The organism is Bacillus sp. MBGLi79 (genome assembly GCF_002953915.1).
Window position 1 is genome coordinate 1,880,201 of record NZ_CP026521.1, and the last position, 15,669, is coordinate 1,895,869.

The 15,669-nt window shown below is 46.0% G+C and carries 13 protein-coding genes and 1 other annotated feature (1 of these 14 running past the window's edge); all 13 genes read left to right on the forward strand.

Annotation, left to right across the window (positions count from 1 at the left end; translation table 11 throughout):
• Positions 1–88, forward strand: a binding site (T-box leader) (it extends 139 nt beyond the left edge of the window).
• Positions 89–140: 52 nt separating this feature from the next.
• Entirely contained in the window at positions 141–2,906 is a 2,766-nt protein-coding gene (gene ileS / locus C1T29_RS09595) for an isoleucine--tRNA ligase (protein ID WP_103748794.1), read from the forward strand.
• A gap of 145 nt (positions 2,907–3,051) precedes the next feature.
• Positions 3,052–3,426: a sporulation-related RNA polymerase-binding protein YlyA gene (gene ylyA, locus C1T29_RS09600; protein ID WP_014476755.1), complete on the forward strand. Its 375-nt coding sequence runs from the start codon at positions 3,052–3,054 to the stop codon at positions 3,424–3,426.
• A 103-nt stretch (positions 3,427–3,529) separates the two neighbouring features.
• Entirely contained in the window at positions 3,530–3,994 is a 465-nt protein-coding gene (gene lspA / locus C1T29_RS09605; RefSeq protein WP_014663906.1) for a signal peptidase II, read from the forward strand.
• A 1-nt stretch (position 3,995) separates the two neighbouring features.
• Positions 3,996–4,907 carry an RluA family pseudouridine synthase gene (locus C1T29_RS09610; RefSeq protein WP_014476756.1) on the forward strand — a complete coding sequence of 304 codons (912 nt, stop codon included), beginning with the start codon at positions 3,996–3,998 and terminating at the stop codon, positions 4,905–4,907.
• Positions 4,908–5,088: 181 nt separating this feature from the next.
• Positions 5,089–5,634, forward strand: a complete 546-nt coding sequence (gene pyrR / locus C1T29_RS09615) for a bifunctional pyrimidine operon transcriptional regulator/uracil phosphoribosyltransferase (protein WP_003221477.1) — start codon at positions 5,089–5,091, stop codon at positions 5,632–5,634.
• A gap of 174 nt (positions 5,635–5,808) precedes the next feature.
• Positions 5,809–7,116, forward strand: a complete 1,308-nt coding sequence (gene pyrP / locus C1T29_RS09620; RefSeq protein ID WP_103748793.1) for a uracil permease PyrP — start codon at positions 5,809–5,811, stop codon at positions 7,114–7,116.
• Between the two features lie 145 nt (positions 7,117–7,261).
• Positions 7,262–8,176 (forward strand): aspartate carbamoyltransferase catalytic subunit, encoded by a 915-nt coding sequence (locus C1T29_RS09625; protein ID WP_103748792.1) that lies wholly within the window; start codon positions 7,262–7,264, stop codon positions 8,174–8,176.
• Positions 8,160–9,446 (forward strand): dihydroorotase, encoded by a 1,287-nt coding sequence (locus C1T29_RS09630; RefSeq protein WP_040083207.1) that lies wholly within the window; start codon positions 8,160–8,162, stop codon positions 9,444–9,446. The genes C1T29_RS09625 and C1T29_RS09630 overlap by 17 nt, the downstream gene beginning before the upstream one ends.
• Positions 9,443–10,537 (forward strand): carbamoyl phosphate synthase small subunit, encoded by a 1,095-nt coding sequence (locus C1T29_RS09635; RefSeq protein ID WP_014663911.1) that lies wholly within the window; start codon positions 9,443–9,445, stop codon positions 10,535–10,537. The genes C1T29_RS09630 and C1T29_RS09635 overlap by 4 nt, the downstream gene beginning before the upstream one ends.
• On the forward strand, positions 10,522–13,737 hold the full coding sequence (carB, locus tag C1T29_RS09640) for a carbamoyl-phosphate synthase (glutamine-hydrolyzing) large subunit (RefSeq protein WP_103748791.1): 3,216 nt from the start codon (positions 10,522–10,524) through the stop codon (positions 13,735–13,737). Before C1T29_RS09635 ends, carB begins: the two co-directional genes overlap by 16 nt.
• Positions 13,734–14,504 (forward strand): dihydroorotate oxidase B electron transfer subunit, encoded by a 771-nt coding sequence (gene pyrK / locus C1T29_RS09645; protein WP_040083205.1) that lies wholly within the window; start codon positions 13,734–13,736, stop codon positions 14,502–14,504. The genes carB and pyrK overlap by 4 nt, the downstream gene beginning before the upstream one ends.
• On the forward strand, positions 14,504–15,439 hold the full coding sequence (locus tag C1T29_RS09650; RefSeq protein WP_103748790.1) for a dihydroorotate dehydrogenase: 936 nt from the start codon (positions 14,504–14,506) through the stop codon (positions 15,437–15,439). Before pyrK ends, C1T29_RS09650 begins: the two co-directional genes overlap by 1 nt.
• On the forward strand, positions 15,408–15,669 hold a 262-nt coding region (locus C1T29_RS09655; RefSeq protein ID WP_208945667.1), incomplete at its 3' end, for an orotidine 5'-phosphate decarboxylase / HUMPS family protein. The genes C1T29_RS09650 and C1T29_RS09655, both read left to right, overlap by 32 nt.

A 15,669-nucleotide genomic window follows, 5' to 3' on the forward strand; every position in this document is an offset into this window, starting at 1 on the left:
CATCACGTTACGATGCTCAAGAGGAAAAAGCGTATGCTGGCTTTTTCTAAAAGGGTGGTACCGCGAGATAAGCTTTCTCGTCCCTTATGGGATGAGAGGGCTTTTTTTATTTTCTGAAAAAATGCAGTGGAGGAATGAAAATGGATTTTAAAGACACGCTCTTAATGCCAAAAACAGATTTCCCGATGCGTGGAAATTTGCCAAACCGTGAGCCTGACATTCAAAAGAAATGGGAGGAAGAGGATATCTATCGTCTTGTGCAGGAACGGACGAAAGACCGCCCGAAATTTGTTTTACATGACGGACCTCCGTATGCTAACGGTGACATCCATATGGGCCACGCGCTTAACAAGATTTTGAAGGACTTCATTGTCCGCTATAAATCAATGAGCGGCTACAACGCACCGTATGTACCAGGCTGGGATACACACGGATTGCCAATTGAAACAGCTCTGACAAAAAACAAAAAAGTCAACCGCAAAGAAATGTCCGTAGCGGAATTCCGCAAACTGTGCGAAGAGTACGCTTGGAAGCAAATCGAGGGACAGCGTGAGCAATTTAAACGTCTTGGTGTCCGCGGCGATTGGGAAAACCCATATGTGACATTAAAACCGGAATACGAAGCGCAGCAAATCCGCGTATTTGGTGAAATGGCAAAACGAGGCTACATTTACAAAGGTCTTAAACCGGTTAACTGGTCACCTTCAAGTGAGTCTGCTTTGGCTGAAGCCGAGATCGAATATCAAGACAAACGTTCAGCATCTATTTATGTCGCTTTTGGTGTAAAAGACGGAAAAGGCGTTCTTGAAAATGGTGAACGTATCATCATCTGGACAACAACACCTTGGACAATTCCGGCGAACCTCGGAATCTCAGTGCATCCTGATCTTGAGTACAGCGTGATTGCAGTAGGCGAAGACCGCTTTGTCGTAGCAAGTGCTTTAGTCGAAAATGTTGCGTCTGCATGCGGATTTGATCAGTATGAAGTAACAAGAACGGTCAAAGGGAAGGACCTTGAGAACATTATCGCTGAACACCCGCTATATGGCAGAGATTCTCTCGTTATGCTTGGTGAACACGTAACAACTGATGCCGGAACAGGCTGTGTTCATACAGCGCCAGGACATGGGGAGGATGACTTTATCATCGGCCAAAAATACGGCTTAGATGTGCTTTGCCCAGTTGATGCAAAAGGTGTCATGACAAGCGAAGCTCCTGGCTTTGAAGGCATGTTCTATGACGATGCAAACAAAGCGATCACACAGCAGCTTGATGAAAAAGGCGCACTTGTGAAGCTTGAATTTATTACTCATTCTTATCCGCACGATTGGAGAACAAAAAAACCAACCATTTTCAGAGCGACAGCGCAATGGTTTGCGTCTATTAAAGATTTCAGATCAGACCTGCTGGACGCCATCAAAGAAACCAAATGGGTTCCTGAATGGGGCGAGCAGCGTTTGCACAACATGGTTCGGGACCGCGGAGACTGGTGTATTTCCAGACAGCGTGCGTGGGGTGTGCCGATTCCGGTATTTTATGCCGAAAATGGGGAACCGATTATTACGGATGAAACCATTGAACATGTTTCTGAATTGTTCAGGCAGCACGGATCAAACATTTGGTTTGAAAAAGAAGCAAAGGATCTTCTTCCGGAAGGGTTTACACATCCTGGAAGCCCGAACGGCACATTTACAAAAGAACAGGATATCATGGATGTTTGGTTTGATTCAGGCTCTTCACATCAAGCAGTGCTTGAAGAACGTGATGACCTCGTTCGCCCGGCTGATTTATACCTAGAGGGATCTGACCAATATCGCGGCTGGTTTAACTCTTCCCTTTCTACAGCAGTAGCCGTAACAGGGAAAGCGCCGTATAAAGGTGTGCTCAGCCATGGGTTCGCACTGGATGGAGAAGGACGCAAGATGAGTAAATCAATCGGTAACGTTGTTGTTCCGGCTAAAGTTATGAAACAGCTTGGTGCGGACATCTTAAGGTTATGGGTATCTTCAGTGGATTATCAGGCGGATGTTCGCGTGTCTGACGCCATTCTGAAGCAGGTTGCGGAAGTATATCGTAAAATCCGCAATACGTTCCGTTTCCTTCACGGCAACCTTTTCGATTTTGATCCAAAAACAAATGCGGTGGCTGTTGAAGAACTTCGTGAAGTGGATCAGTATATGCTGATTAAGCTGAACAAACTGATTGATAAAGTGAAAAAAGCGTATGATGAGTACGAATTTGCGGTTGTGTATCACAGCATCCATAATTTCTGCACAATCGAATTAAGCTCATTCTATCTCGATTTTGCAAAGGATATTGTTTACATCGAGCATGCGGATCATCCGGATAGACGCAGCATGCAGACAGTATTCTACGAAACGCTTCTTGCATTAGTGAAGCTTTCAGCGCCTATCCTTCCGCATACGGCTGACGAATTATGGTCTCATTTAACATTTGTTGAAGAGCAGAGCGTTCAGCTGACAGATATGCCGGAAACAATCGCCGTTCCAAACAGTGAAGCGACTGAAGAAAAATTTGACCGCTTTATGGCTCTTCGTGATGACGTGCTAAAAGCATTAGAAACTGCGCGGAATGAAAAAATTATCGGTAAATCATTGGAAGCTAACCTGAAATTGTATCCAAATAAAGAAAACAAAGAGCTCTTGGCTTCCATTAAAGAAAATCTTTCTCAGCTGTTTATTGTGTCAGAACTGACAATCAGTGAAGAACAGGAAGCGCCGAACGATGCGCAAAGCTTTCCGACGGGTAAAATCGCTGTCGAGAAAGCGGAAGGCGAAATGTGTGAGAGATCACGTGTGATTTCAAAAGATGTAGGGGCAAATCCGAAATATCCTACACTTTCATTACGCAACGCTGAAATCGTTGAAAAATATTATGAAAAATAATGCAAAAGGGGCCCGGCGTAAAAGCCGGGCTTTTTTTGTGCCAAGAGTGACATCCTTTAGAACGGCAGGAAAAATCTTATGGGCTTTAGATCATCATTCATAGGCAACAATAAAGGTACTACGTTAAGAGCAGGAGTTGTGAAGAATGAATGATCAACTGACCGCAATTTACACGGAACTTCTTCTGATGAAAGAAGAATTACAGTCGAGATTATTTGAGTATTCTTGCTTTCAGGTTTCTACAAGCCCGCAAGCAGCAATCAATCATAAACAAAAAGCAACTCTGATCTATCACATTAAAGAAGAGCTTCAAGACGTTCTCCTTGCATTGTCGAAAATCGAAAACGGCACATTCGGATACTGTGAAGAGACCGGAGCCCCCATTCCTCTTTCAAAGCTGGCGGTGCTGCCGACGGCCCGAACAGCAAACGATTTTCTTTATTCTGTCCAATTCGAAAAAAAAACGCTTCCGATATGGAAATCAACGGATATCGAATATGGTCAGGCACTGTATGAATAAACAGTGTCTGACCAGTTAATATGCCTGATATTTCTTTACTCCAGTGCTTTTTATTGATAAAATGCATAATGGATTAAAGTAACCGTAAACTGGAGGAACGTTTGTGCTGTATTATATAATTGCACTACTTATTATTGCAGCCGATCAATTGACAAAATGGCTAGTCGTTAAGAACATGGAACTTGGCCAAAGCATTCCGATCATTGATCAGGTATTCTATATCACCTCCCATCGCAATACGGGTGCTGCATGGGGGATATTAGCGGGTCAGATGTGGTTTTTCTACCTCATAACAACCGCTGTTATTATTGGTATTGTTTATTACATACAGCGTTACACAAAAGGACAAAGGCTTCTTGGCGTTGCCCTTGGGCTTATGCTTGGCGGTGCCATCGGCAACTTTATCGATCGGGCTGTCAGACAAGAAGTTGTGGATTTTATCCATGTTATAATTGTGAATTACAATTACCCGATTTTTAACATCGCGGACTCTTCACTATGTGTCGGCGTAATGCTTTTATTTATACAAATGCTGTTGGACAGCGGGAAAAAGAAAAAGGAGCAATAGCATGAATCAAATTGATATAACCGCTTCAGAAGAACAAAAAAGTGAGCGGATTGATAAATTTTTGGCATCAACTGAGAATGATTGGTCAAGAACCCAGGTTCAGCAATGGGTAAAAGACGGACAGGTTGTCGTGAACGGGAGCGCGGTGAAAGCAAATTATAAAATTCAGCCGGGTGATCAGGTGACCGTCACTGTACCCGAACCGGAAGCGCTCGACGTCCTGGCAGAACCTATGGACCTTGATATTTATTATGAAGATCAGGATGTGCTGGTTGTCAATAAGCCTCGCGGAATGGTTGTACACCCAGCACCCGGTCATCTTACGGGCACACTTGTAAACGGTCTTATGGCTCATTGCACAGACCTTTCCGGAATCAATGGTGTGATGCGTCCGGGGATTGTTCACAGAATCGATAAGGACACGTCCGGCTTATTAATGGTGGCGAAAAATGATATGGCACACGAGTCACTTGTAAACCAATTGGTCAACAAAACGGTCACGCGAAAGTATACGGCTGTTGTCCACGGGCTTATTTCTCATGATGACGGCACAATTGACGCGCCGATCGGGCGGGATAAAAAAGACCGTCAAAGCATGACTGTGACACGTGATGGCAAAAACGCTGTCACTCATTTTCATGTGCTTGAGCGTTTTCAGGACTTTACGTTAGTGGAATGCCAGCTTGAAACAGGGAGAACCCATCAAATTCGTGTTCATATGAAATATATCGGATTCCCATTAGCGGGCGACCCGAAATATGGTCCGAGAAAAACAATCGACTTTAACGGCCAGGCGCTTCACGCGGGCGTTTTAGGTTTTGACCACCCGCGAACAGGAGAATATGTCGAATTTGAAGCGCCGCTCCCTGAGGATATGGCAGAATTAATCGAAACCCTCAGAAAAAACGGTTGACAGAGTGTTTCTTTTCTGAAATAATAAACGAAGCTGAATAGATTCTTTAAAACAGTCCAGAGAGGCTGAGAAGGATAACGGATAGACGGGATGCGTGTATAGTGCGCACCTTGTCCTAAAACCCCTCTATGCTCTGGCAGGAGGGGTTTTTTCTTCTATATAAACTGTGAGGTGTCACACATTGAATCAAAAAGCTGTCATTCTCGACGAACAGGCAATCAGACGAGCCTTGACCAGGATTGCGCACGAAATGATCGAACGCAATAAAGGAATGAATAACTGCATTCTTGTCGGCATTAAGACAAGAGGGATTTACCTGGCAAAACGCCTTGCGGAACGAATTGAACAGATTGAAGGAAATCCTGTTACAGTTGGTGAAATTGATATTACCCTTTACAGAGACGATCTTTCTAAAAAAACGAGCAACGAAGAACCGCTTGTGAAAGGTGCAGATATTCCGGTAGATATCACAGATCAAAAAGTCATTCTCGTTGATGATGTCCTGTATACCGGAAGAACAGTCAGAGCAGGTATGGATGCGCTTGTTGATGTGGGCAGACCTTCCTCCATTCAGCTGGCTGTGCTTGTTGACAGGGGACACCGGGAACTGCCGATCCGAGCGGATTATATCGGGAAAAACATCCCGACATCAAAGGCTGAAAAGGTTATGGTTCAGCTTGATGAGGTAGATCAAAACGATCTCGTCGCCATTTATGAAAATGAATAATAGATCACCTTTTTAAGGGCAATCCAGAGAGGTTGCAAAGAGGTGCACAACAAAGGCCCAAAAAGTATTCGGCAGGTCTTTGTATGCCTCTTTGCGTAAAAATAGCAAAGAGGTTTTTTTATACAGCCATTGAGTCATCCTAAAATGAAAGTCAACAATCAGGGGGAAATCATCATGAGTAAGAAAAAAGTAAATTTAGGGGTCAGGGATGTCCCAACACCTTTCTCTTGGGTTTCATTCAGCCTTCAGCATTTGTTTGCCATGTTCGGCTCAACCATTTTGGTTCCGAAGCTCGTCGGAATGAGTCCTGCTGTGGCGTTGGTGACAAGCGGCATCGGAACACTGGCGTACCTTCTTATTACGAAAGGGCAAATTCCGGCGTATCTCGGTTCATCCTTCGCCTTTATTTCTCCGATCATACTGGTAAAAGCGACCGGCGGGCCGGGAGCGGCAATGGTCGGGGCGTTTCTTGCAGGGCTGGTATACGGGCTGATTGCCTTATTGATCAGGCAGCTTGGCACAGGATGGCTGATGAAGATTCTCCCGCCTGTAGTCGTAGGACCTGTTATTATCGTCATCGGGCTGGGACTTGCAAGCACTGCGGTAAACATGGCGATGTATGCTGATCCGAATGCGAGTGAATTGGTCTACAGCTTAAAGCACTTCAGTGTCGCAGGCGTTACGCTGGCCATCACGATTATTTGCGCGATTTTCTTGCGAGGATTCTTAAGCTTGATTCCGGTTTTGATCGGAATCATCGGCGGATACCTGTTCGCCCTTACTCAAGGGATTGTCAACTTCCAGCCGGTGCTTGACGCGAAATGGTTCGCAGTGCCTGAATTTATCATGCCGTTCAAAGACTATTCGCCGTCAGTAACACTCGGCATCGCGGCCGCAATGGTACCGGTCGCGTTTGTGACAATGTCGGAGCATATCGGCCACCAAATGGTGCTGAGTAAGGTTGTTGGACAAGATTTTATTAAAAAGCCGGGACTGCATCGCTCCATTATGGGTGACAGCGTGGCGACAATTCTTGCTTCCCTGATCGGCGGCCCGCCGACGACGACTTACGGAGAAAACATTGGCGTGCTGGCCATCACAAGAGTATTCAGCGTCTTTGTCATCGGAGGCGCGGCAGTGATTGCCCTTTGCTTCGGCTTTATCGGCAAAATTTCAGCGCTGATCAGTTCAGTGCCGTCAGCGGTCATGGGAGGCGTCTCCTTCCTGCTGTTCGGAATCATTGCTTCAAGCGGCCTGAGAATGCTGATTGACAACAAAATTGATTATGAAAATAACCGAAACCTCATTATCACATCGGTGATCCTTGTGATCGGTGTAGGAGGCGCATTTATCCAAGTGTCTCAAGGCGGATTCCAAGTGTCAGGGATGGCGCTTGCCGCAATTGTCGGTGTCATCTTAAACCTGATTCTTCCGGAAGCGAAGGAAGAGCACGCAGACACATCTGAACAACATCATATTTAAAACCTTTTAATGAAAGTCCAGAGAGGCTTGGAAGGGTTATGAAGAGAAGGAAGCTTCAATGCTGCCCTCTATTTAACCATACCCCGAGTCTATCTTAGACCCGGGGTTTTTTTCAGCCTTAAGTTGAAATGAGAGGGGAAAGAACATGAAGCATTTAACGACGATGAGTGAACTCAGCACTGAGGAAATCAAAGATTTGCTTCAAACAGCACAAGACCTCAAAAACGGAAAAACAGACAATCAGCTTACAGGAAAGTTTGCAGCAAACCTGTTTTTCGAACCGAGCACGAGAACGCGGTTCAGCTTCGAGGTCGCAGAAAAAAAGCTGGGCATGAATGTGCTGAACCTTGATGGAACAAGCACAAGCGTACAAAAAGGCGAAACCTTGTATGACACGATTCGGACGCTTGAATCAATCGGTGTGGACGTGTGCGTCATCAGGCACAGTGAAGATGAGTATTATCAAGAGCTTGTCAGCCAGGTGAGCATTCCGATTCTGAATGCGGGAGACGGATGCGGCCAGCATCCGACACAATCACTGCTTGATTTAATGACGATTTATGAAGAGTTCAATACGTTCAAAGGGCTTACCGTCTCCATTCACGGTGACATCAAGCATAGCAGAGTGGCAAGGTCAAATGCGGAAGTGTTGACAAGATTGGGTGCCCGGGTCCTGTTTTCCGGTCCTGCGGAATGGCAGGATGAAGAAAATACATTCGGCACGTATGTCTCAATGGATGAAGCAGTTGAGTCTTCCGATGTCGTCATGCTGCTGCGCATTCAAAATGAACGGCATCAGTCCGCTGTCAGCCAGGAAGGCTATTTAAACAAATACGGCTTGACCGTAGAACGGGCTGAGCGTATGAAGCAGCATGCGATCATCATGCATCCTGCTCCGGTAAACAGAGGAGTGGAGATTGATGACAGCTTAGTAGAAAGCGAAAAATCAAGAATCTTCAAGCAAATGCAAAATGGCGTATTTATCAGAATGGCAGTGATACAGCGTGCCTTACAAACCAATGTGAAAAGAGGAGAAGCAGCGTATGTCATATCTCATTAAAAACGGCTGGATACTTAACGAAAATGGTGAAAAAACAGAAGCGGATATCCGAGTGACAGGAGAAACCATTACTGCAATCGGCAAGCTTGATGCAACGGATAATGAAACTGTAATTGATGCAAAAGGTTTGCTTGTTTCACCTGGGTTTGTTGATCTCCACGTTCATTTCAGAGAGCCGGGCGGAGAGAAAAAAGAAACAATTGAAACCGGGGCGAAAGCAGCGGCACGCGGCGGCTATACAACAGTAGCAGCAATGCCGAATACGCGGCCGGTTCCCGATACAAAGGAGCAGATGGAATGGGTGCAAAACAGAATTAAAGAAACATCATGTGTCAGAGTTCTTCCATATGCATCCATTACGATCAGGCAAATCGGCGATGAAATGACAAACTTTGAAGCGTTAAAAGAAGCCGGGGCATTTGCCTTTACAGATGACGGCGTTGGGATACAGACAGCAGGCATGATGTATGAAGCGATGAAACGGGCAGCCGCAATTGACAAAGCGATTGTTGCACATTGCGAGGACAACTCCTTAATTTACGGAGGAAGCGTACATGAGGGGACATTCTCCAAAGCGAACGGGCTAAACGGCATTCCTTCTGTGTGTGAATCGGTTCATATTGCCCGCGATGTGCTGCTGGCTGAGGCGGCAAACTGCCATTATCATGTATGTCATATCAGCACGAAAGAATCTGTCAGAGTTGTACGCGATGCGAAAAAAGCGGGAATCAGAGTGACAGCAGAAGTGTCGCCGCATCATTTGCTGCTTTGTGATGAGGACATCCCGGGGCTGGACACAAACTATAAAATGAATCCTCCGCTCCGCAGCGCAGAAGACAGGGCTGCTTTAATTGAAGGTCTTTTAGACGGAACAATTGATTTTATCGCAACAGACCATGCACCGCATACGGAAGAAGAGAAAAACACGGAAATGAAGCTGGCGCCATTCGGAATTGTCGGCTTAGAAACAGCATTCCCGCTTCTTTACACACACTTTGTCAAAAATGGCAGCTGGTCATTGAAGCAGCTCATTGACTACATGACAATCAAGCCATGCGAAGCGTTCGGTCTCCCATATGGAACATTACAAACGGGGCAAGTTGCTGACATGACATTAATTGATTTAGAAAAAGAAGCAGTTATAGACAAAGAGACATTTTTATCAAAAGGAAAAAATACACCATTCAATGGCATCAGCTGCACCGGCTGGCCGGTCGCTACAATTGCGGCAGGAAAGCTTGCTTATGAAGAAGGGAGACTTGTCAAATGAAGAGACGATTAGTACTGGAAAACGGAGCGGTATTCGAAGGAGAAGCCTTCGGGAGCTTAGAACACAACATGGGAGAAGTCGTTTTTAATACTGGGATGACAGGCTATCAGGAAATTTTATCTGACCCTTCTTACTGCGGGCAGATCGTAACATTGACATACCCGCTTATCGGAAATTACGGCATTAACCGTGATGATTTTGAATCCATTACCCCTTTTGTCAAAGGGCTGATCATCAAAGAATTATGTGAACTGCCTTCCAACTGGCGTTCAGCATACACATTAGACGAGTACCTAAAAATGAAAAACATTCCCGGACTCCAGGGGATTGATACAAGGAAGCTGACAAGAATGATTCGCACGGCAGGCGCGCTAAAAGGAACATTCGCTTCATCTGATGAAGACATCGAAGCTGTGCTGAAAAGACTGAACGAAACGGAATTGCCAAGAAATCAAGTATCACAAGTATCAGCCAAAACAGCATATCCGAGCCCGGGAAGAGGCAAACGCATTGTCTTGGTTGACTTCGGCATGAAGCACGGGATTCTAAGGGAGCTGAACAAACGGAAATGTGACGTCATCGTTGTGCCTTACAACATTACAGCAGAAGAAGTGCTTCAGCTGAAACCGGACGGCATCATGCTTTCTAACGGACCTGGAGACCCGAAGGATGTGCCTGAAGCGATTGAAATGATTAAAGGTGTTCTCGGAAAAGTGCCTTTATTCGGAATATGTCTCGGCCACCAATTATTCGCGCTGGCGTGCGGGGCGAATACTGAAAAAATGAAATTCGGCCACAGAGGTTCAAACCACCCGGTAAAAGAGCTCGCTACAGGGAAAGTTGCCTTAACATCTCAAAACCATGGTTATACAGTTTCATCTATCAGTGAAACAGAACTTGAAGTGACGCATATCGCAATCAACGACGATACGATTGAAGGGCTGAAGCATAAAACATTGCCGGCATTTACGGTTCAATATCATCCCGAAGCCTCACCTGGTCCTGAGGATGCCAACCATCTATTTGACAGATTCATCGAAATGATCGAAACAACAGAGAAAGAAGGGGAAGCGGTATGCCAAAACGCGTAGACATTAACAAAATTTTAGTAATCGGATCTGGGCCGATCATCATCGGCCAAGCAGCAGAATTTGACTATGCGGGAACGCAAGCCTGTCTTGCTTTGAAAGAAGAAGGCTATGAAGTCATCCTTGTCAACTCAAACCCTGCCACGATCATGACAGATACAGAAATGGCTGATCGGGTTTACATCGAACCGCTCACACCTGAATTCCTGACACGAATCATCAGAAAAGAGCGTCCAGATGCCATTCTTCCTACACTCGGAGGCCAAACCGGTTTGAATCTTGCGGTTGAGCTTTCTGAAAGAGGCGTTTTGGCAGAATGCGGCGTCGAAGTGCTTGGCACGAAACTGTCTGCGATTCAGCAAGCTGAAGACCGTGACTTGTTCAGAACATTAATGAATGAACTGAATGAACCGGTGCCTGAAAGTGAGATTATTCATTCCCTCGAAGAAGCGGAAAAATTCGTCAGCCAAATTGGATTCCCTGTCATTGTCCGTCCGGCATATACATTAGGCGGAACAGGCGGAGGCATCTGCTCGAATGAAACAGAGCTAAAAGAAATTGTGGAGAACGGCTTGAAATTAAGCCCGGTACACCAATGTCTGCTTGAAAAGAGCATTGCCGGCTATAAAGAAATCGAGTATGAAGTCATGAGAGACAGCCAGGATCACGCCATTGTTGTTTGTAACATGGAAAACATTGATCCGGTTGGAATCCATACTGGAGACAGTATTGTTGTCGCGCCGAGTCAAACGCTCAGCGATCGCGAATATCAGCTCCTGCGGAATGTATCGTTAAAACTGATTCGCGCGCTTGGAATCGAAGGCGGATGTAACGTCCAGCTCGCCTTAGATCCAGACAGCTTCCAATATTACATCATTGAAGTAAATCCGCGTGTCAGCCGTTCATCTGCCCTTGCATCAAAAGCAACGGGATACCCGATAGCAAAGCTCGCTGCTAAAATTGCAGTCGGCCTTTCATTAGATGAAATGATGAACCCGGTAACAGGAAAAACATATGCAGCATTTGAACCTGCTCTTGACTATGTCGTATCCAAAATTCCGCGCTGGCCGTTTGATAAATTTGAATCAGCAAACAGAAAGCTCGGCACGCAAATGAAAGCGACTGGTGAAGTCATGGCGATCGGCCGCACACTTGAAGAATCATTGCTGAAGGCTGTGCGTTCACTGGAAGCTGATGTGTATCATCTTGAATTGAAGGACGCCGCTGACATTTCAGATGAACTTCTTGAAAAGCGAATTAAAAAGGCCGGTGATGAACGCTTATTCTACTTAGCTGAAGCGTACAGAAGAGGTTACACGGTAGAAGACCTCCATGAATTTTCCGCTATCGATGTCTTCTTCCTGCATAAGCTGTTCGGAATCGTAGAATTTGAAAAAGAATTGAAGGCGAATGCGGGCGATACAGATGTGCTGAGACGGGCAAAAGAACTCGGCTTCTCTGACCAGTACATCAGCCGCGAGTGGAAAATGAAAGAATCCGATCTATACAGCTTGAGAAAACAAGCGGGGATTGCGCCGGTATTCAAAATGGTAGATACGTGCGCGGCGGAATTTGAGTCAGAAACGCCATACTTCTATAGCACATATGAAGAAGAAAATGAATCTGTCGTTACAGATAAGAAAAGTGTGATGGTGCTTGGTTCGGGTCCGATTCGAATCGGCCAGGGTGTCGAGTTCGACTATGCGACTGTTCACTCTGTATGGGCAATTAAACAAGCAGGCTATGAAGCCATTATTGTCAATAACAACCCGGAAACCGTTTCAACAGACTTCAGCATCTCAGACAAGCTGTATTTTGAACCGCTTACGATTGAAGATGTTATGCACATCATTGACCTCGAACAGCCAATAGGCGTTGTCGTACAATTTGGCGGACAAACTGCGATTAACCTTGCTGACGAGCTTTCTGCACGCGGAGTGAAAATCCTTGGAACTTCATTAGAAGATTTAGACCGTGCAGAAGACCGAGATAAATTTGAACAAGCGCTTGGAGAACTTGGTGTTCCGCAGCCGCTTGGCAAAACAGCGACATCAGTTGATCAGGCGGTAAGCATCGCGAGCGATATCGGTTACCCGGTATTGGTGCGCCCTTCCTATGTACTTGGCGGCCGGGCGATGGAGATTGTGTATCATGAAGAAGAACTGCTTCATTACATGAAAAACGCAGTCAAAATCAATCCGCAGCACCCTGTATTAATTGACAGATATTTGACTGGGAAAGAAATTGAAGTTGATGCAGTATCTGACGGTGAAACAGTCGTCATTCCGGGAATTATGGAGCACATTGAACGTGCGGGCGTTCACTCCGGAGACTCGATCGCTGTTTATCCGCCTCAATCGCTCACTGAGGACATTAAGAAAAAAATTGAACAATACACGATCGCACTTGCCAAAGGGCTGAACATTGTCGGTTTGCTCAATATTCAATTCGTCTTATCACAAGGCGAGGTGTACGTGCTCGAAGTGAACCCGAGATCAAGCAGAACCGTACCGTTCTTAAGCAAAATTACGGGTATCCCAATGGCGAATCTCGCAACAAAAATCATTCTCGGTCAAAAGCTGGCTGCGTTTGGCTATACAGAGGGCCTTCAGCCTGAGCAGCAAGGTGTATTTGTAAAAGCGCCGGTCTTCTCCTTCGCCAAGCTGAGAAGAGTGGACATTACGTTAGGGCCTGAAATGAAATCAACAGGTGAAGTCATGGGGAAAGATTCGACCCTTGAAAAGGCGCTCTATAAAGCCTTGATTGCTTCAGGTATTCAAATCCCGAACTACGGTTCCGTGCTTTTAACAGTAGCTGATAAGGACAAAGAAGAAGGACTTGCCATTGCTAAGCGGTTCCACGCGATTGGCTACAACATTTTAGCGACGGAAGGAACGGCAGGCTACCTGAAAGAAGCTTCTATTCCAGCGAAGGTTGTCGGAAAAATCGGCCAGGATGGTCCGAACCTGCTTGATGTCATCAGAAACGGTGAAGCACAGTTTGTCATCAATACGCTGACAAAAGGAAAGCAGCCGGCAAGAGACGGATTTAGAATCAGACGTGAATCAGTAGAAAATGGTGTTGCCTGCTTAACATCATTAGATACGGCAGAGGCGATATTGCGAGTGCTGGAAAGCATGACATTCCGCGCTGATCAAATGCCGGCAGTCAACACAAATCAGGAGGCGGCAGTCACTATATGAAAAAAGCGTATTTGACAGTATGTTCTAACCAGCAAATTGCAGACCGGGTGTATCAAATGGTTCTGAAAGGGGAGCTTGTCCAAGGGTTTACAACCCCGGGGCAGTTCCTTCATCTTAAAGTGAGCGAAGCGGTTACGCCTCTTTTGAGGAGGCCAATCAGCATCGCCGACGTCAATTTTGAAAAAAGTGAAGTCACCATCATTTATCGAGTAGATGGGGAAGGTACAAGGCTATTGTCTCTGAAACAGCAGGGAGAGCTTGTGGATGTCCTCGGGCCTTTGGGAAATGGCTTTCCTGTCAATGAAGTCCAACCCGGAAAGACGGCTTTGCTGGTAGGAGGCGGTGTAGGTGTGCCGCCTCTCCAAGAGCTGTCGAAACGCTTGAATGAAAAAGGGGTAAATGTCATCCACGTTTTAGGATTCCAATCGGCAAAGGATGTTTTTTACGAGAAAGAATGCCGGCAGTATGGAGACACGTTTGTGGCAACAGCTGACGGAAGCTACGGGGAAACCGGATTTGTCACAGATGTGATTAAACGGAAACATCTAGAGTTTGATATCCTTCTCAGCTGCGGGCCGACACCGATGCTCAAGGCGCTAAAACAGGAATATGCCCATAAAGAAGTATATTTGTCCATGGAGGAACGAATGGGCTGCGGAATCGGCGCATGCTTCGCGTGTGTGTGCCATACAAACGAAAGTGAGACATCCTATGTAAAAGTATGTCTCGACGGGCCTGTATTTAAAGCTCAGGAGGTGGCGCTGTAATGCTCAAGGTGAAATTGCCGGGACTTGATTTGAAAAATCCAATCATTCCTGCATCAGGCTGCTTCGGTTTTGGAAAAGAATTTTCACGTTTTTATGATTTGTCTTGTCTAGGAGCCATCATGATTAAGGCTACGACAAAGGAGCCTCGCTTCGGGAATCCGACGCCGCGGGTAGCTGAGACTGGTGCTGGAATGCTTAATGCGATCGGTCTCCAAAATCCGGGGCTGGATAGAGTTTTGCATCATGAGCTGCCGTGGCTTGAGCAGTTTGATACACCGATCATCGCCAATGTCGCGGGTTCTCAAATCGAGGATTATGTTGAAGTCGCAGAGCAAATCAGCAAAGCGCCTAATGTACATGCACTTGAATTGAATATTTCCTGCCCAAATGTGAAAACAGGCGGGATCGCTTTTGGCACGAACCCTGAAATGGCTGCCGATTTGACAAAAGCGGTGAAAGAGGTTTCAAATGTACCCGTTTATGTGAAGCTTTCCCCGAACGTGGCTAATATCACAGAGATTGCATTAGCGATCGAGGAAGCGGGAGCGGACGGCCTTACGATGATCAACACACTAATCGGCATGAGACTCGATTTAAAAACCGGCAAACCGATATTAGCGAATAAAACAGGGGGACTTTCCGGCCCTGCTGTGAAGCCGGTTGCCATTCGCATGGTGTATGAAGTCAGCCAGGCGGTCAACATCCCGATTATCGGAATGGGAGGCGTGCAGACGGCCGAAGATGCCCTGGAATTTCTTCTCGCTGGAGCAAGCGCGGTCGCTGTCGGAACAGCAAACTTTGTGAATCCTTTTGCGTGTCCAGAGATTATTGAACAGCTTCCATCTGTATTGCGCCAATACGGCTATCAATCAATTGAAGAATGCATCGGAAGGAGCTGGAATCATGAAAAACAACCTGCCCATCATCGCGCTTGATTTTGCATCAGCTGAAGAAACACTTGCGTTCTTAACGCCTTTTCAGCAAGAACCGTTATTTGTAAAGGTTGGAATGGAGCTTTTTTACCAAGAAGGGCCATCTATCGTGAAACAGCTAAAAGAAAGAAACTGCGAGCTGTTTTTGGATCTAAAGCTTCATGACATTCCCACCACTGTAAACAAGGCGATGAAGCGTCTTGCCAGTCTCGGTGTAGATCTCGTCAATGTTC

Excerpts from the sequence above, each read along its gene's own strand:
- ileS (WP_103748794.1), top strand. The coding sequence starts at position 141 with ATGGATTTTAAAGACACGCTCTTAATGCCAAAAACAGATTTCCCGATG.
- C1T29_RS09625 (WP_103748792.1), top strand. The coding sequence starts at position 7,262 with ATGAAGCATTTAACGACGATGAGTGAACTCAGCACTGAGGAAATCAAA.
- pyrK (WP_040083205.1), top strand. The coding sequence starts at position 13,734 with ATGAAAAAAGCGTATTTGACAGTATGTTCTAACCAGCAAATTGCAGAC.
- C1T29_RS09610 (WP_014476756.1), top strand. The coding sequence starts at position 3,996 with ATGAATCAAATTGATATAACCGCTTCAGAAGAACAAAAAAGTGAGCGG.
- C1T29_RS09630 (WP_040083207.1), top strand. The coding sequence starts at position 8,160 with ATGTCATATCTCATTAAAAACGGCTGGATACTTAACGAAAATGGTGAA.
- pyrP (WP_103748793.1), top strand. The coding sequence starts at position 5,809 with ATGAGTAAGAAAAAAGTAAATTTAGGGGTCAGGGATGTCCCAACACCT.
- ylyA (WP_014476755.1), top strand. The coding sequence starts at position 3,052 with ATGAATGATCAACTGACCGCAATTTACACGGAACTTCTTCTGATGAAA.
- carB (WP_103748791.1), top strand. The coding sequence starts at position 10,522 with ATGCCAAAACGCGTAGACATTAACAAAATTTTAGTAATCGGATCTGGG.
- C1T29_RS09635 (WP_014663911.1), top strand. The coding sequence starts at position 9,443 with ATGAAGAGACGATTAGTACTGGAAAACGGAGCGGTATTCGAAGGAGAA.
- C1T29_RS09650 (WP_103748790.1), top strand. The coding sequence starts at position 14,504 with ATGCTCAAGGTGAAATTGCCGGGACTTGATTTGAAAAATCCAATCATT.